The organism is Pseudomonas sp. RL_105y_Pfl2_101 (assembly GCF_963970585.1).
GTDB lineage: Bacteria > Pseudomonadota > Gammaproteobacteria > Pseudomonadales > Pseudomonadaceae > Aquipseudomonas.
Genome location: NZ_CAXAPG010000011.1, coordinates 108,663 through 125,977, shown reverse-complemented (window position 1 = coordinate 125,977; position 17,315 = coordinate 108,663). Strand labels below are relative to the sequence as shown.

Sequence of the window (17,315 nt, the reverse complement as noted above, 5' to 3'; positions counted from 1 at the left end):
AGTTTGGCCTGACGGATAGGGCCGATAAAAAGGAGGTACAGCAAGTAATATCGCGTTTTTCCCGATGGAGGCTGCTCGCGAAGATACAACCAATTTCAAGTTTCTTAATCCAATCGTGACTCGCAGTTGCGAGCAGACCCCAAGAATCTGAGATTTCCCAAAGGCCATTCGCTCATTCGTATCGAAACCGAACCTGACTAATTCGATAGGCTTTAACAAACTGTCTTTTTTTGAATGGACAGGCACTGCCGTATACGGAAGCATACGTATAGTGGTGTGAGAGGAAGGCGGCCGTGCGGTCGCCTCCTATTGAGCGGGTCCTCTTATCACGCCTGCAAAGCAATGGGGGCACTATAAGTTGGCGGGTTCGGTGCTGTGTAACACCCCGCAATCGTCAACCATTGTTCATTCGGAAATGTGAGCTGGGTCACCCAATTCCCCGTTGCGTCGGCCACGGCGTCTGTCAAATGTGTTCCATAATTCGCAACAACAATTCTTACATGGTAGCCCGGTTCAGCAGTGCCACGTAACGTGGGAGTTGGCCCAAGGCCAGAGGTGCCGTTTGGGGGGGCTGTAATTACAATTGGTTGCATTTTTATAACTCCTTATGCGCGTATCTAGAAGGGTAAAAGCGCGACTAGAAAATATATCCTTGTCGCGTACGTAGAATTTTACGAAGTCAGAGGTTTTATGAACCTGTAGGAAATGACAGTTTTTTAGAATCTTATGTGCAGCTTTGAATTTGATTTTCGGCAAAAGCGAATAAGGCATTTTAGGGATTTTCGGTATCGCTCCATAAACTCACCTGACGGACAAAACGGGCAAAAAAACGGGACCAAAAAAACGGGACGGATTTAAAAATCGATACTGATTGGCGACGGCTACGGTGCGGAGAGATTCATTCAGTTGGCTACCGAGGATGCGTACGGTGGCGACATCAAGGAGACCTGCGGCGTGCCGGTGAGGAGATCGTCGTAGGTATCGAGCACGGTGTGCGCAAGGTCAATATCGATACCGGTTTGCGTCTGGCTTCTACTGGTGCGATGCGTCGGTTGATGGCGACCAACCCTGGCGAGTTTGACCCGCGTAAATTCTTGGGCGCGACCGTGACGGCGATGCGGGATGTTTGTATTGCGCGTTATGAGGCGTTTGGTACGGCGGGTAATGCTTCGAAGATCAAGCCGATTTCTCCGGGGGCTATGTATCAGCGGTATTTGAAGGGTGAGTTGAACGCTAAGGTTAATTGATGTTTTAGCGTTGTTAGAAAACCCGCAGTGATGCGGGTTTTCTATGGGTGGGTTTCTTGGCTTTGTGTGTATATCCGTTTTTTTGTAACGGCTACTTATGGTTCCGCCCTTACGGCGGCTCACTTTTGAAGAGCGCAAAAGTAAGCAAAACGCTTTTGCCCCACCACTCGGTGCCTCGCTAGGGCTCGGCATGCCCTCACTCCGGCATTGCTCCGTGGGCCCGCCGCGAAGGGCCATCCATGGCCCAGCGCGGCTATCCCGGCATCCATGCCGGGATGCCCACTGCGCAATACCTGCGTTCGGCCATCGTGGTTAACGGGGCGCCCGAGATCAACGTCCACCGCGAGGCGGCCTAACAGCCGACCTGGCTCTCCCGGTCGTACACCCGTTAGATCTGTGGGAGCAAAGCTTGCTCGCGATGGCGGTGGGTCTGCTTGCATCAATGCTGAATGTGCCGGCCTCTTCGCGGGCGGGCTTGCGTCAATCGTCCAGATCACTCTGCAAAGCGCCCTCAAAGTCCTGTCCGCCGTAAAAAACGCCCAAAATGGAAACCTGATCGGCTTCAACGGCAAAGGCGATCACGGTCCGTTTACGGTAGTTTGTGATGCGCAAACCCGGGCGTATATCGTCCCTCTGGTTCCCTCGGTGCGGGAATGTCTGTAGCTCTTCACAGTAGGACACGATGGCGTCGGTATACCGATGGGCAATTTCCGGCGACGCCGCTGTGGCAATGTAGCGATAGAGCGCAGCTAACTGCTCAAGGGCTTCCGGTGCAAACTCGACGGTATAGGCCATTTACGATTTTACAGTGGTGTTCTGGTGCTCTGCCGCCAATCGGGAGCGCACCTCATCAATGCTTAGGGTCCGCGAGGGGTCAGCTTTCAAGGCGTCGTAAGCTGGGGCTACTTGGCCTAGGAGCCAGTTTTCCAAAGCACGATCACGAGCCAACAGCGCCCGGAGGCCATCACGAATGACTTCACTTTCAGTGGCGTACTCGCCTGCAGCCACCTTGGCTTTCACTACGTCAGCCATTTGGTTAGGCAGCGTGATGCTGAACTGTTGAGTGCTACGCATGATAAGCCTCCTGGATAAGATGGGATTTAATCCTACTCTGCTCAAAAGAATATGCACATGACCTCCTGTCATCCTTGACGACTTTGCAGGGGGATTAGAGATGGGCTTGCTCGCGATGGCGGTGGTTCAATCGATGAATGTACCGGCCTCTTCGCGAGCAGGCTCGCACAACTGGATCGGATCACGACCATGAGAGCCAAGTCGCCTGTCAGGCCGCCTCGCGAGCAAGCTTTGCTCCCACAGGTCCTGCTCAAACAGAGCTGATGGGTGTACGACCGGGAGAGCCAGGTCGGCTGTCAGGCGCGCCTCGCGAGCAAGCTTTGCTCCCACAGGTCCTGCTCAAACAGAGCTGATGGGTATACGACCGCAAGAGCCAGGTCGGCTACTAGGCCGCCTCGGAAAGGACGTTGATCTCGGCGCCCCGTTAACCACGATGGCCGAACGCAGGCATTGCGCAGTGGGCACCTCGGCATGGATGCCGAGGTAGCCGCGCTGGGCCATGGATGGCCCTTCGCGGCGGGCCCACGGAGCAATGCCGGAGTGAGGGCATGCCGAGCCTAGGCGAGGCACCGAGTGGTGGGGCAGGAGCGCTTTGGTTACTTTCGCGCTTTTCGAAAGTGACCCGCCGTCAGGGCGGAACCCTAAGCAGCCGTTACCGCAGCAATGGATATGCCCGCAATATTCTATTCTCCTTCGAGGCCGCGCTGTTCAATGACACCAAACACATCGGTGACATCCTGAACCAGGATCCGGGCGACGTTGGTGAGGGTATTGAAGTCGCTGGCGGCCGAATCGCGCAGGGTGGCGCAGGCCATGAGCGTCAAGTAGTCGAGCGTGGCATGTAAGCGTTCGCTGGCGCAGGCGTGGAGTTCAGTCAATGGGGCGGTGCTGTCGATGAACAGGATGGGTTGGGTGGTGGCGATCGGGGTAAGTGGCGTGAAACGGCTTAGCAATTGTTCAGTTTTCATGACAAACCTCTAACTCAAGAAAAAGTACTTACCACCGTTTGCTGCGAAACAAATTGGGTGGCAGCCATGTGCGGGTTCGCAGACCGAGGAGTTAGAGAAACCCGGCAGACCCGAAGATCTCCCACACACAGCCGCCATGAAAAGCCGAACGTAGGCAGGATTCGCCTATGTCGATTTTTGACGGTCGTGATTCTAACTCACCAGGGCTGCGAAACCCCCGCCCACTGACCAAAGCCAGCAGACAAGCCGAACTATAGAGGAGATTTTCGAGACCAAAATCGACCTGTAGGACGCACCGCCCCCCTGTGGCGAGGGAGCTTGCTCCCGCTCGGGGGGCGCAGCCGCCGTAAAGTCGGCACATGCGGTGGGGCTGACGGAAAGAGGGGGCTGCTTCGCAGCCCAGCGGGGATAAATCCCCTCGCCACAAGAGGGGATTTCCTACGAGATTATCGGAAGTGAAATTTCAGGTGTTGTGATCGATATCCAGCACGCTGAACGTCACTTTTCCACCTTCGCTGGTGTAACCGCTGTTGTCCTGCACATACACCCCAGCCTTGAAATACAACGGCTTGTCGCGCCAGGCGCCACCGACGGTGGTGTACCAACTATGACCGGCAGCGGTAATGCCAAGATCGCCGGAACGATCAAGATGAATTCGGTAAGAGAAGGACCGGTTCAGCTTCACCCCCGTAGCAACGGTAATCACCCTGCCTTCGCTGTCATCAGGCCGCATGCGGACCTTGGCGACGATGTTCCCGGTGGAGCTGTCTTCCTTGTATTGGTATTCCAGCTTGACCATGGGCTTGCTGCTGTCCTTGGCATGGATCTGTCCGATCACGATCTTGCCGCTGCTGGGCACCTGATTGACCACCAAACTTGCCCGTAGCTGGTTGTCGGCGTCGGGATAGACCCAGTTGCGCAAGGTGCCGTCCTTGTAGGTCTCTCGTAATTCGCTGCGCGGGTAAATGGCGTTCTCTGTCTTGGTGCCGGTCACCGGTGACCAGAAATACACCGTGCTGCCTTCGGAGTTGAAATATTTATCCTTGAACCCATCCACCAGCCGAGGCGTTTCAATGGTTTTCGGCGGGCTGCCCTCGGGGATGCTCAAGTTCCAGGTTGCTAGGTCGACCATGTTCGGATCCTTTCTGAGAAGAAGAAATGATTTACGCCACAGCCGGAGGCTCTAAGACGCGCTTTTGCTGAGGCCGGAAGGGGGGCGCGGACGAGTGTTTGGCACGGTCGTCCGGCGGAGGGTTGGCGTCAACAGTCCGTCAGAGTTGTGTTTGTCGCTTTTGTGCCCGAGTCAAACGACCGCTGGTCGGCTTCCCCGATTTTTTTCGGAACTCTTGGGTGGTGGCTATTTGGTTCTTGCGTCGGGCGCGGGCAAAAAAACTGAAGTGGGGGGCTTCGAGGATGGACCGATAGCAGCGTTCCATGCTGCTAATGGGGGCGGGGAAGTGTGCGCTTAGCGGGCGGTGTGTTTGATTTCCAGCAGGCTGAACGTCACTTTGCCGCCTTCGGTGGTGTAGCCAGTGTTGTCCTGCACGTAGACGCCCGCTTTGAAATACAGCGGTTTGACCTTCCAGGTCGGGTCGATAGTGGTTCTCCAGTTGTAGCCCGCCGCACTGATGCCCAGTGCACCCTTCGGGCTGAGGTGGATCATGTAGGTAAAGCTGCGGTCGAGCTTCACGCCGGTGGCGATGGTGATGACCTGGCCGGATTCGTCGTCGGGGCGTATGCGCACCTTGGCGACGATGTTGCCGGTGGAGCTATAGGTTTTGTACTGGTACTCCAGTTTCACCATCGGACGGGGGCTGTCCTTGGCGTGGATCTGACCGATCACGATCTTGCCGCTGCTGGGCACCTGGTTGACGGTTACCGCTGCACGCAGGATGTTGTCCGCCGCCGGGTACAGCCAGTTGCGCAAGGTGCCGTCGCTGTAGGTTTCCCGCAGTTCGCTGCGTGGATATACCGCGTTTGCAGTCTTGGTGCCGGTCACCGGCGCCCAGAAGAACAGCGTACCGGTGTCGGAGTGGAAATATTCATCCTTGAATCCCTGGGCCAGCCGAGGCGTTTCGATGGTGATGGCGGGGCTGCCTTCGGGGATGCTCAAGTTCCAAGTGTTGAGGTCGATCATGGTCGAATCCTGCGTAACGGGTGTAAAAGTGCTGAGTGCCAAAAGCGGGAGGCTCTACTCCGAGCGTTTGGTGGGGTGATCGCGCAGGAAGGGGGTTTTGAGTCACCCTCCGGCGGATGATTGACGTCAATTGTCCGTCGAGGGTGGCATTGCAGTTTCTGTGCCCGAGGAGGGTGACCGTTAGTCGGCTATTTCGGGCTTTGTCTGGATGATGGCGCGTTGATACCTACTGCTTTCCACAATCCCGGTCTAGAGTGAGGGGACAGTATTTGTCCGCTTTGCTACGTAAAAACGGACGTGGCGCCCGATAAGAGAAGCAGCATGGAATGCGTGCAACCACCGCTCGGCGAAGACAGCTCTGTCCTTTTGATTGTTGATGATTACCCTGAAAACCTGCTCAGCATGCGAGCCTTGTTGCAGCGTCAGGATTGGCAAGTGATGACCGCGTCCTCGGGGGTCGAGGCGCTTAACCTCCTGCTTGAACACGACATCGATCTGGTTCTGCTGGATGTGCAGATGCCCGAGATGGACGGTTTTGAAGTGGCGCGCCTGATGCGCGGCAGCCAGCGCACGCGGCTCACGCCGATCATTTTCCTGACGGCCAACGAGCAATCCCAGGATGCGGTCATCAAGGGCTACGCCAGTGGCGCCGTGGATTACCTGTTCAAACCCTTCGACCCGCAAATCCTCAAGCCCAAAGTCCAGGCGTTGCTCGAGCACCAGCGCAATCGCCGGGCCTTGCAGCGCCTGAGCCAGGATCTCGAAGCGGCCAGGGCCTTTAATGCCTCGGTGCTGGACAATGCCGCCGAAGGCATCCTGGTGGTGGATGAGAATGGCTGTATTCGCTTCGCCAACCCGTCTACCTGCCGTTTGCTCAATGCTACTGCCGAGCAATTGCAGGGCATGCCGTTGCTGAATTTCCTGCAGAAACCGCACATCCCCGAGTGGCTCGATTCTGATATCCATAACGCCTATCGTCGGGGTGAAACCTGGCGATTGCATGATGCGGTCCTGCGCACGGCGCCCGGCCAGCAGGTGTCGGTGGCCTTGTCCTGTGCGCCGTTGCCGTCGGAGCAGAAGGCGATGGTGGTGACCCTTCAGGACATGTCCGTGGTTCGCCACTTGCACCAGCAACTCGAATACCAGGCTGTCACGGACCCGCTGACCGGTTTGCTCAACCGCCGGGGGTTCTACCAGACCGCAGAAAACCTGTTGATGCGCAGCGAGCGCCTGGAAAGCAACTGGGTGTTGCTGTATCTGGACCTCGATGGCTTCAAGCGGGTCAATGACTCGCTGGGGCACGATGCCGGGGACCGGGTGTTGCGCTGGGTGTCGGAGCAGTTGAAGGCGTGCCTGCGCCCCTTCGATATCCTGGCGCGCCTGGGCGGGGACGAGTTCACGGCGCTGTTGGACCTGGAATTCCCCGAGCAAGCGGCCAAGATCGCCGAGAAACTCATCGAGCGGGTCGCGATCTGCCAGCAGATCGAAGGCATGGACGTCGCACTGGGGGCCAGCATCGGCATCGCGACGTACCCCGATTGCGGCGCCAATCTCGATGGGTTGCTGCGGGCGTCCGACATCGCCATGTACGAAGCCAAGCGGGCCGGCCGCCAGCAATACCGTTTTTACGATCATGAAATGAACGGTCGGGCCCGTTCACGGCTGATGCTGGAAGAGAGCGTGCGCTCGGCCATCGAGAACCGCGACTTCAATATGGTCTACCAACCGCAGGTGAGCATCATCGATGGGCGGATCCGCGGGTTCGAGGCGTTGTTGCGCTGGCAGCACCCCAGTGTCGGTGATGTTCCACCGGGCCTGTTCCTGCCCTTGCTGGAAGAGGCGCGGTTGATCAGTCGCCTGGGCAGTTGGATTTATCATCGCAGCGCGGCCCAGCGCAAAGTCTGGGAGCGCTTGTTCGCTGACGACCTGGTGTTGGGGGTGAGCCTGAGCAGCACTCAGTTCGGCATGCCCAATCTGGTGACCGAGTTGCGCCAGGTCCTGGAGCGCCATGCCTTGAAGCCCAGGCAGCTGGAGGTCGAGGTGACCGAGGATGCGCTGATGCGCAACCCCGAGGAAACCCAAAAGCAATTGCGCCTGCTGCGTCACCTCGGGGTGCGGGTGGCATTGGATGACTTTGGTTCGGGCCCCTGTTCGCTGACGCATCTGCGCGACCTTGAACTCGATACCCTCAAGCTCGACCGGCACTTGATCGCCCGCCTGCCGGGATCGCCCCGGGATGCGGCGTTGGCCGCTTCGGTGATCGACCTGTGTACGCAACTGGGCTTGCGGGTGATTGCCGAAGGGGTGGAAACCTGCGAGCAATATGAGTGGCTGCAGGCCCATGGCTGTGAATACGTGCAGGGGTTCCTCGTGGCGCGGCCCTTGATGGCCGAAGACACCAATGCCTTCGCCACGCCGTTCGACTGGAGCGCGGTGCAGGCTTGAATTCGCTACACTGGCGGCCTCTTGTGACTGTGTTGCCCCTTGATGACCGCGCTCAAATACCTCCAGGCCTACCCCGCCGCCCTGCAAGCCCAAGTGCAACAATTGATCGCCCAGGACCGACTGGGCGATTACCTGCAACAGCGCTATCCGGGCCGACATCCGATCCAGAGCGACAAGGCCCTGTACGGTTATGCGCTGGACCTCAAGCAACAATACCTGCGTAACGCGCCAGCCATCGACAAGGTGTTGTTCGACAGTCGCCTGGACCTGACCCACCGCGCCCTCGGCCTGCATACCGCGGTGTCGCGGGTGCAGGGCGGCAAGCTCAAGGCCAAGAAGGAAATCCGCATTGCGGCGCTGTTCAAGGACGCGGCGCCGGAGTTCCTGAAGATGATCGTGGTGCACGAACTGGCGCACTTCAAGGAGTCGGACCACAACAAGGCCTTCTACCAACTCTGCGAGCACATGCTGCCGGGGTATCACCAGTTGGAATTCGACCTGCGGGTGTACCTGACCTGGCGGGATCTGCAGCCCCATAAGGAATGACCGAATGGATGTCAGCAAGACCAAGACCAGCTTCTACCGTCGCTTGTACGTGGCTTACCTGATCGACAGCGGCGTCGCCAGCAACGTCCCGGCCCTCACCGAAACCACCGGTATGCCACGGCGCACCGCCCAGGACACCATCGCCGCGCTGGCGGACTTGGATATCGTTTGTGAGTTCGAGCAAGAGGACGGCGCGCGCAATCATGCCGGGCATTATCGGATTCGCGATTGGGGGGCGATCGATCGGGGGTGGATCGAGGGGAATTTGCAGCGGATCAAGGCGGTGCTTGAGTACCCGTAGGAGCCGCGTAGGAGCTGTGTAGGAGCTGACGAGTGCAACGAGGCTGCGATCTTTCCCCAGACGCTTGAATCTCAAGCGAAAGCGAAATGCGAAAGCTCAAGATCAAAAGATCGCAGCCTGCGGCAGCTCCTACGGCCGATGCATGCCAATGTGCGGAATCCCATCCTCCAGATATTCCACACCCACCACTTCAAACCCGTACCGCCCGTAATACCCCTGCAAATGCGCTTGGGCCGACAATGAAATCGACGTGCCGGGCCAGTGCTTCTCGGCCTGCTTGAGCGCCTGCTCCATCAGCGTGTGACCCAGCCCCTGGCCGCGTGCTTGCGGCGCGATGACTACGCGCCCGATCACCACGTCACTGTTTTGCGAGTGCGGGTCGAGCAAGCGCAGGTAGGCCACCAGGTGGTTGTCCTGCCAGGCCATCAAATGGCAGGTGTCGCCTTCAAGGTCCAGGCCGTCCACGTCCGGGTAGGCGCAGTTCTGTTCGACAACGAACACTTCGGCCCGTAATTTGAGGATGGCATACAGCTGTTCCTTGCTCAGGTTACTGTGATGTTTACAGACCCACTCGATATCCATTTTTTTTGAATTTCCTGAAGAACCTGATGCCGATATTAAGCGAGCTTGGCCCAGAAGTCTCTTTCTCGGTCGAGTGGAAAATCTGTGATAGAGGCTAAAATGCCATCATTCCTGTGTCGCTGTGCTGTCGTCTTTGTGTAATCTTCGTGACAGCCCTGCGCAGCGGTTCCAATAAGCTAATGTTAGGACCGGATATCTGAGGATATCCGTTGAGTTTCGGCTAAAAACAAACCGGGCTTTGAACCCGTCAAGGACGTTTGGCATGCCGCGATTGCATCGAGCTCTTGCATTGATCGGGTTGTTGTTGCTGAGCTACGAGGCCTGCGCGCAAAAGCTGCGTCTGGTCGCTGATGCCTGGCCGCCGTTTACCGATTCCACGTTGATCAATGGTGGCCTGGCGACCGACATCGTCAGCACGGCCCTGGCCCGGGCTGGCTATGCTACGGACTTTGAACTGGTGCCCTGGGCCCGGGCGATGCTGGGCATCGGCGAGGGCCGCTATGACGTGCTGGTCAACGCCTGGTACAGCGAGGATCGCACTCATATCGGCCAGTTCTCGGCCGAGTATCTGCTCAACCGTGTACGTTTCATCAAGCGCAAGGACGAAGCGGTCCAGTTCGACAGCCTGCAACAGCTGCGGGCCTATCCCATCGCCGTAGTGCGCGGTTATGCCTATGCCAAGGACTTCGATGAAGACCGGCAGATGCAGAAAGTCCCAGTGCATAACTTCGTCATGGCGGTGCGCATGCTGGCTGCCGACCGTGTGAAGTTGACCCTGGAAGACGAGTACGTTGCCCGCTATTACCTGGCCCGTGAATCCGCCATGGTGCGTAACGCCGTGGAATTTTTGCCCAAGGCATTGAGTGAAAACAGCCTGCACATCCTGGTCAGCCTGAAGAACCCGGAGCACGAGCAGATCGTGGCGGGGTTTGATCGGGAGATCGCGGCGATGAAGGCGGATGGGAGTTATGCGCGGTTGCTCAAGCAACATGGGATGTGAGCTTATTTGAAGGTTGAGTTGCCTGGACTGGCGTCTTCGCGAGCAAGCCCCACACACATTTGGAATGCGTACTCCTGTGGGAGCGGGCTTGCTCGCGAAGGGGCCGGCCCTTCACCACAACCCTCAAGCCTCGCCAGTGTCCTTGACCAGATGCGCCGCCAAGGTCCGCAACGGACCGAGCTGACGGCAGATCAACCCCAACTGCGTCTGCACCAACCGCTGTCCTTCGTCAATTTCATCGGGCATCTGCTCAAGCTCATTGGCCAGGGCTTCCTCCTCGTCGCTTTGAACCACAATGGGCGTTTTACTCGCCAGGCCCTGGGCGATTTCGTCGATGCTCGCCGCCAGTTTCACCCCGGCACCGTCGATCAGCTGTTCGCGTACTTCGGTTGGCAGCTCGGTGCCCCGGTGGGCGCCCAGGCCTGACAAGTAACTGAGCAGGGTGTGGGACAACACCAGGAAGCGGAAGCCCACATCGGCTTCCTTCCGGAAATGCCCCGGCTCCATCAGCATATTGGCCAGCGTGGTGGACAGCGCGGCATCGGCGTTGTGGGCGTTGCGTCGGGCCAGGCGATAGGCCAGGTCGTCGCGCTTGCCGGCGGCGTATTGCTGCATGATCTGGCGCAGGTACGTGCTGTTGCAGGTCAGCGTATTGGCCAGCACTTTGTTCAGCCGACGACCCTGCCAGTCGGGCAGGAACAGGAAGACCGCAAGCCCGGCAATCAGGCTGCCGAGCAAGGTATCGAACAGCCGCGGCAACAGCAGCCCGTAGCCGTCGCCCACCTGGTTGAAGCAGAACAGCACCATGACGGTGATCGCTGCCGTCGCCAGGGTGTAGCGGGTGGTGCGGTTGGTAAAGAACACCACCCCGGCGGCAATGGCGAAGCTTGATTGCACCAACGGGTTGGGAAACAGATCGAACAGCGCCCAGGCCACCGTCAGGCCGATGGAGGTGCCGATAATCCGCTGGCCGAGCTTGCGCCGGGTGGCGCCGTAGCTGGGCTGGCAGACGAACAGCGTGGTGAGAATGATCCAGTAACCCTGGGACGGGTGGATCAGATGCACCATGGCGTAGCCCACGCTCAGGGCCAGGGGCAGGCGCAGGGCATGCCGGAACAGCAGTGAAGTGGGCGTGAGCTGGGTGCGCAAGCGCAGCCAGACATCCTTGAGGTTGCGCGGCGAGCGGTCGAGCAGGCTGCTGTCGGTGGCGTCGGCCAGGGCGTCGGGGTTGCTCGCGTCGCTGAGCAGGCGGTCCATGGTGGCAAGATTGGCCGACAGGGCTCGCAACGACCGCAGCAAGCCGCGCCAGGCCGGGTTGCTCTGGATGCGCAGGTGTTCGAGGGACGCGTGCAGGTCGTTGAGGGCCTCGGCAAAGGTGTCGTCGTAGACGAACGGCTGGCGCAGCTGGATCGACTCGGCCAGTGCCTGGCAGGCCTTGCCTTGCTGGCGCAGCAGGCGCTGGCAGCGGAACAGCACGTCGCTGTGGAAGAAGGCCTCGGCCAGGGCATTGTAGGGGTAGTGAGAAGAGCTGGCGCGTTCGTGGATGTCCTGGGCCAGGAAGTACAGTTTCAGGTACCGGCTGACTTTCGAGCCGGGGCGGCCATTGCCCACGCGGTGCAGGATGATTTCCTTGGCGCTGTTGAGCGCAGCGACCACCCGGCCGTTTTGCTGGGCCAGCTCCAGGCGTCGGCCTTCGACGTCCAAATGGCGGATCGGCTCCAGGAGCGACGATTTGAGTTTCAGGTAGCGCCCCAGCTCGCGAAACAGCCGCGCCAGGCTTTGTTGCACCGGTTGGTTGGAAAACAACGCCTGCCACAGTACCGACAGCAAGCCGTACCACGCGGCACCGGTGACCAGCAGCAGGGGTTCATGCCAGAAATCCGTGACTGCGCCGCCGCGCTGGTCCACGCCGATCATGGTGTAGACCGAAAGAATCAGCGTGGCTGAGGCGATGGCGCCATAGCGCTCGCCCAGGGCACCAAGCATGGTCAGTCCAAAGGCTGCCAGGGCCAAGGCGATGATGAACAGGATGGGGTAGGGGAACAGCAGTTCTACCGACAGCGCGGCAACGCTGAAGCACACCAATGTAACGGCCAGCGCATTGAGGCGGCCCTGCCAACTGTCATCGGTCTCGGCCAGCGCACTGGCGATGATGCCCAGGAACAAGGGAATCAGCAGCGCCATTTCATCCAGGTACCAGCACAGCCCCATGCTGCCGGTCAGGGCGATGAAGACCCGCACGCTATAACTGAACTTATCCAACGCCCAAAGGCGACGCAAAGATTGGCTAAACGAGTTCGCTGACATGAAGTGCATAGGCCTGACGGGCAATGACGCTAAATTGAGGCAGTAATGACGCCGACGCAATGGCGACGATCACATCCGACAGCAAAAAGTGTTCCGGCATGTACCCCGAACCTCTGTGGGAGCTTGCTCGCGATGGCCTGTAGGAGCTGCCGAGCGAAGCGAGGCTGCGATCTTTCCCCTGACGCTTGATTCTCAAGCGAAAGATCCAAAGATCGTCCGAACGCGGCCCGAACCTTCGGCAGCTCCTACAGAGCCAGCGGGAGCAAGCTCCCTTGCCACAAAAGCAGGCTCAGGCGTACTGCGCCGCCGCATACCCCGACGCCCACGCCCACTGGAAGTTGAACCCGCCCAGGTGCCCGGTGACGTCCAGCACTTCGCCGATGAAATACAGGCCGGGGCTTTTCAGCGATTCCATGGTCTTGGACGAGACTTCCCGGGTGTCGACGCCACCCAGGGTGACTTCGGCGGTGCGGTAGCCTTCGGTACCGGCGGGGACGACGTTCCAGCTCGCCAGTTTCTCGGCGATGTCTGCCAGCTCCGCGTGGGTGTATTGCTTCATGGGTTTGGACGCGAACCAGGTGTCCGCCAGCAGATTGGCCATTTTTTTGGTGAACAACTCGCCCAGCAACGTTTTGAGTTCGCTGTTGGGGCGTTCGGCCTGCTGCTGTTGCAACCATTGCGGTACGTCGTGGTCGGGTAACAGGTTGATCTGAACCGTGTCCCCCGATTCCCAGAACGAGGAAATCTGCAGGATCGCCGGGCCGCTGAGGCCGCGGTGGGTGAACAGGATGTTCTCGCGAAAGCTCTGGTCGTTGCAGCTCACCAGGCAATCCACCGACGTGCCCGAGAGTTCGGTGCACAGGCTCTTGAGTTGATCGGTGATGGTGAACGGCACCAGGCCGGCGCGGGTCGGCAGCAACGCATGGCCAAACTGTTTCGCCACCTGATAACCGAAACCGGTCGCCCCCAGGGTCGGGATCGACAGCCCGCCGGTGGCGATCACCAGGGACTGGCAGGCGATGGCGCCGAGGATGGTTTGCAGCCGGTAGCCGCCGTCGGCTTTTTCGATCTGCGTGATCGAGGTGTCCAGGTGCAGGCTGACGCCGGCCTCCTCGCATTCCTCCAGCAGCAGGCCGAGGATGTCGCTGGACTTGTTATCGCAGAACAACTGGCCGAGCTTTTTCTCGTGATAGGGCACGCCGTGCTTGGCCACCAGGGCGATGAAGTCCCATTGGGTGTAGCGGGCCAGGGCCGATTTGCAGAAGTGCGGGTTTTGCGAAAGGAAATTGCCTGGCTCGGTGTACATGTTGGTGAAATTGCAACGCCCGCCGCCCGACATGAGGATTTTCTTGCCGGCCTTGTTGGCGTGGTCCAGCAACATCACCTGCCGCCCGCGCGCGGCCGCGGTCAGCGCGCACATCAATCCCGCGGCGCCAGCACCAATGATCACGACTTCGGTAGAGCGCAAAACGGTGTCCTCACACAAATTTAATATTCACCGACAAACAATGTGGGAGCGGGGTGTGTGGGAGCAGGCTTTGCTCCTACACAGTCCGCTCCCACAAGGGATCTTTGTAGGGGGGGCGATCGGTTACAGGATCCGCACCCGCAACGAGCGCCCCTTGATCTTGCCATCGTTCAGGCGTTGCAGGGCCTGTTTGGCGATCCCGCGTTCCACGGCTACATAGGCCTGGAAATCGAAGATCGCGATTTTGCCGACCTGGGCACCGGGGATGCCGGCCTCGCCAGTCAGGGCACCGAGGATATCGCCGGGGCGGACTTTGTCTTTGCGGCCGGCGCCGATGCACAGGGTACTCATGGTCGGTAGCAGCGGGCCGCCGCCCTGGGGCTTGAGGTTGTCCAGTTGGTCCCAGCTCAGGGGCGACTTCTGCAGTTGCTCGATGGCCTGGGCGCGGTGGGCTTCGGACGGCGCCACCAGGCTGATGGCGATGCCTTTCTCACCGGCGCGGCCAGTGCGGCCGACGCGGTGGATGTGGATTTCCGAGTCCCGGGCCAGTTCGACGTTGATCACCATGTCCAGGGCATCGATGTCCAGGCCGCGGGCCGCCACGTCGGTGGCCACCAGCACCGAGGTGCTGCGGTTGGCGAACATCGCCAGTACCTGGTCGCGGTCGCGTTGTTCCAGGTCGCCGTGCAGGCCGACGGCCGAGATGCCCTTGGACGTCAGGTGGTCGACGGTTTCCTGGACCTGCTGCTTGGTGAAGCAGAACGCCACGCAGGAGGCCGGGCGGAAATGCGCCAGGACCTTGACCACGGTGTCCATGCGCTCCTCGGGGGAGATTTCGTAGAAGCGCTGCTCGATCTGCGCGTCGGAGTGGAACGCCTCGGCCTTCACTTGCTGCGGGTTACGCATGAACTTGGACGACAGTTGCTTGATGCCCACCGGGTAGGTGGCGGAGAACAGCAGCGTCTGACGGCGTTCCGGGGTCTGCTGGATGATGTCTTCGATGGCGTCGTAGAAACCCATGTCGAGCATGCGGTCGGCTTCGTCGAGGATCAACGTGTTGAGGCCGTCCAGGACCAGCGAGCCCTTGCGCAGGTGCTGCTGGATGCGCCCTGGCGTGCCGACGATGATGTGGGCGCCGTGTTCGAGGGAGGCGATCTGCGGGCCGAAGGACACGCCGCCGCACAGGGTCAGGACCTTGATGTTGTCTTCGGCGCGGGCCAGGCGACGGATTTCCTTGGCGACCTGGTCGGCCAGTTCACGGGTCGGGCACATCACCAGCGCCTGGCAGCCGAAGAAGCGCGGATTGATCGGGTTCAGCAGGCCGATGCCAAAAGCGGCGGTCTTGCCGCTACCCGTCTTGGCCTGGGCGATCAGGTCCATGCCCTTGAGGATCACCGGCAAGCTTTGCGCCTGGATCGGCGTCATCTGGGCATAACCGAGTGATTCGAGGTTAGCCAGCATGGCGGCGGACAGCGGCAAAGTATTAAAAGCGGTGGCAATGGTGGTCACGGGACTGGCCTGCAAAACAAAATGTCGCGCAGTGTAGCAGCCTCGTGCCACTTTCTTCGAAAGTTCTGGACGAGCTGTGGCGCAGGTCTGAAGCGGGCGAATTCCCTGTGGCGAGGGAGCTTGCTCCCGCTGGGCTCTGTAGGCGCTGGCGAAGTCTGCGATCTTTTGATCTTTCGCTTGAGATTCAATGTTTTGGGAAAGATCGCAGCCTCGTTGCACTCGACAGCTCCTACACAGCTCCTACACAGCGCCTACACGGCACCTACATAGCTTCGAGGCTCCAGTGGGGGGGATTTCGCCCGTTAATGTTCGACATGTTCATCCGGACGTTTCACTCGTCGCCCGTCTTCGCGCGACAACTGGGAAAAAATCGTTGCCGCCAGCATCGCCATGACCCCCACCGTCACGAACGTCAGCTGGAACGCCCCCAGCACGGTCTCTACCCCATCGTTGCCCACCTGGGCGGTAAAGCCGCCGAGCAGGGCGCCGGCGCAGGCCACGCCGAGGCTCAGGGATAACTGGGCCACCACCGACAGCAGGCTGTTGCCGCTGCTGGCGCTGGCGTCGTCCAGGTCGATCAGGGTCACGGTGTTCATCGCGGTGAATTGCAGCGAGTTGATCGCCCCCAGCACCGCCAGTTGCGCCAGCAGCAGCCAGTACGGCGTCTGTTCGTTGACCAGGCCCATGCTTGCCAGCATCAGGCCCAGGGCCAGGGTGTTGGCGGTCAGGACGATGCGATAGCCCAGGCGTTCGATCAGCGGCCGGGCCACGGACTTGGCAACCATGGCCGCCGCCGCCAGGGGCAGCATGCTCATCCCGGCCTGGGACGGTGAATAGCCCAGGGCGACTTGCAGCAGCAACGGCACCAGGAACGGCAGGGCGCCGCTGCCCAGGCGCGCGAACAGGTTGCCAAGAATGCCCACGGCGAAGGTCCGGGTCTTGAACAGTGACGGTGGGAACAGCGCGTTCTCGACGTGCCCGGCCCGCAACCAATAGGCCGCCAGGCAGGCCATGCCGCCGAACAGCAGCAACATCACCCGCAGGTGCGGCAAGTGCAGTTCACCCAGGCCTTCCATGGCGATGGTGATCAGCACCATCGCTGCGCCGAACAGCAGGAACCCCAGCCCATCGAACCGCGTCCGTTCGCTGCCACGCAGGTCGGGGATGAACTTCCACACGGCATAACAGCCGATCACGCCCACCGGCAGGTTGATGATGAAGATCCAGTGCCAGGTCAGGTACTCGACCATCCAACCGCCCATGGTCGGCCCGATCAGTGGGCCGAGCAGGCCGGGGATGGTGATGAAACCCATGATCCGCACCAGTTCCGAGCGCGGATAAGCTCGCAGCACCACCAGCCTGCCCACCGGCAGCATCAGCGCACCGCCCAGGCCCTGGATGACCCGGGCGCCGATCAGCATGCTCAACGAACTGGACAAGGCGCACAGCAACGAGCCGAAGCTGAACAACAGGATCGCCCCGAAGAAAATCTTCTTGGTGCCGAAGTGGTCGGCGATCCAGCCCGAGGCGGGGATCAACAACGCCACGGTGAGCATGTAGGCAATGATCACGCCCTGCATGCGCAACGGGTTTTCCGCCAGGTCGCTGGCCATGGCGGGCAGGGCGGTGTTGAGGATGGTCCCGTCCAGGGACTGCATGAAGAAGGCAATCGCCACCACCCATGGAAGCCAGCGGGCGGTGACGGCGTCGAGCGGTGCGCGGTCGGGCATG

14 protein-coding genes and 1 pseudogene are annotated in these 17,315 nt (G+C 60.0%); 5 read left to right on the top strand and 10 right to left on the bottom strand.

The genetic code is table 11. The features are described from left to right. Positions 1-906: 906 nt before the first annotated feature. Positions 907-1,247 (top strand): annotated as a pseudogene (locus AACY31_RS14965) (class II fructose-bisphosphate aldolase); the annotation flags it as partial. Positions 1,248-1,727: 480 nt separating this feature from the next. Here the strand turns inward: AACY31_RS14965 and AACY31_RS14960 are convergent. The 5 genes from AACY31_RS14960 to AACY31_RS14940 all read right to left on the bottom strand — a co-directional run bounded on the left by AACY31_RS14960 (position 1,728) and on the right by AACY31_RS14940 (position 5,426). Then, on the bottom strand, positions 1,728-2,042 hold the full coding sequence (locus AACY31_RS14960) for a type II toxin-antitoxin system RelE/ParE family toxin (protein ID WP_339504703.1): 315 nt from the start codon (positions 2,040-2,042) through the stop codon (positions 1,728-1,730). Then, a complete protein-coding gene (locus AACY31_RS14955) occupies positions 2,043-2,321 on the bottom strand; it encodes a ribbon-helix-helix domain-containing protein (protein WP_339477455.1) in 279 nt (92 codons plus the stop codon). A gap of 683 nt (positions 2,322-3,004) precedes the next feature. Next, positions 3,005-3,289 (bottom strand): hypothetical protein, encoded by a 285-nt coding sequence (locus AACY31_RS14950; RefSeq protein WP_053182665.1) that lies wholly within the window; start codon positions 3,287-3,289, stop codon positions 3,005-3,007. Positions 3,290-3,752: 463 nt separating this feature from the next. Continuing rightward, the gene (locus AACY31_RS14945; protein WP_339477451.1) at positions 3,753-4,421 is read right to left on the bottom strand and encodes a polysaccharide lyase family 7 protein; all 669 of its coding nucleotides are present in this window, start codon (positions 4,419-4,421) and stop codon (positions 3,753-3,755) included. Positions 4,422-4,754: 333 nt separating this feature from the next. After that, the gene (locus AACY31_RS14940; protein ID WP_339477448.1) at positions 4,755-5,426 is read right to left on the bottom strand and encodes a polysaccharide lyase family 7 protein; all 672 of its coding nucleotides are present in this window, start codon (positions 5,424-5,426) and stop codon (positions 4,755-4,757) included. Between the two features lie 321 nt (positions 5,427-5,747). On the opposite strand from AACY31_RS14940, the gene AACY31_RS14935 reads away from it, so the two are divergent. The 3 genes from AACY31_RS14935 to AACY31_RS14925 are packed head-to-tail and all read left to right on the top strand — an operon-like array spanning position 5,748 to position 8,718. Next, positions 5,748-7,871, top strand: a complete 2,124-nt coding sequence (locus AACY31_RS14935; RefSeq protein WP_339492959.1) for a putative bifunctional diguanylate cyclase/phosphodiesterase — start codon at positions 5,748-5,750, stop codon at positions 7,869-7,871. 42 nt (positions 7,872-7,913) lie between these two features. Next, positions 7,914-8,417, top strand: coding sequence for a M48 metallopeptidase family protein (locus tag AACY31_RS14930; protein WP_003206376.1), 504 nt, complete (start codon positions 7,914-7,916; stop codon positions 8,415-8,417). A 4-nt stretch (positions 8,418-8,421) separates the two neighbouring features. Next, complete coding sequence (locus tag AACY31_RS14925) at positions 8,422-8,718, top strand: winged helix-turn-helix domain-containing protein (RefSeq protein ID WP_339477442.1); 297 nt, start codon at positions 8,422-8,424, stop codon at positions 8,716-8,718. 129 nt (positions 8,719-8,847) lie between these two features. Here the strand turns inward: AACY31_RS14925 and AACY31_RS14920 are convergent, their stop codons facing one another. Beyond that, positions 8,848-9,300 (bottom strand): GNAT family N-acetyltransferase, encoded by a 453-nt coding sequence (locus tag AACY31_RS14920; protein WP_339477439.1) that lies wholly within the window; start codon positions 9,298-9,300, stop codon positions 8,848-8,850. Between the two features lie 262 nt (positions 9,301-9,562). Between AACY31_RS14920 and AACY31_RS14915 the strand changes: the two genes are divergently transcribed. Further along, on the top strand, positions 9,563-10,300 hold the full coding sequence (locus tag AACY31_RS14915) for a substrate-binding periplasmic protein (protein WP_339477436.1): 738 nt from the start codon (positions 9,563-9,565) through the stop codon (positions 10,298-10,300). A 123-nt stretch (positions 10,301-10,423) separates the two neighbouring features. Here the strand turns inward: AACY31_RS14915 and yccS are convergent, their stop codons facing one another. From yccS to mdtD, 4 genes are all read right to left on the bottom strand, one after another. After that, a complete protein-coding gene (gene yccS, locus AACY31_RS14910) occupies positions 10,424-12,607 on the bottom strand; it encodes a YccS family putative transporter (protein WP_339477433.1) in 2,184 nt (727 codons plus the stop codon). A gap of 289 nt (positions 12,608-12,896) precedes the next feature. Continuing rightward, positions 12,897-14,075: an NAD(P)/FAD-dependent oxidoreductase gene (locus AACY31_RS14905; RefSeq protein ID WP_339477430.1), complete on the bottom strand. Its 1,179-nt coding sequence runs from the start codon at positions 14,073-14,075 to the stop codon at positions 12,897-12,899. A 123-nt stretch (positions 14,076-14,198) separates the two neighbouring features. Next, positions 14,199-15,536 carry an ATP-dependent RNA helicase DbpA gene (gene dbpA / locus AACY31_RS14900; protein WP_339477676.1) on the bottom strand — a complete coding sequence of 446 codons (1,338 nt, stop codon included), beginning with the start codon at positions 15,534-15,536 and terminating at the stop codon, positions 14,199-14,201. 350 nt (positions 15,537-15,886) lie between these two features. Next, positions 15,887-17,314 (bottom strand): multidrug transporter subunit MdtD, encoded by a 1,428-nt coding sequence (mdtD, locus tag AACY31_RS14895; RefSeq protein ID WP_339477427.1) that lies wholly within the window; start codon positions 17,312-17,314, stop codon positions 15,887-15,889. Between the last annotated feature and the right edge of the window lies 1 nt (position 17,315).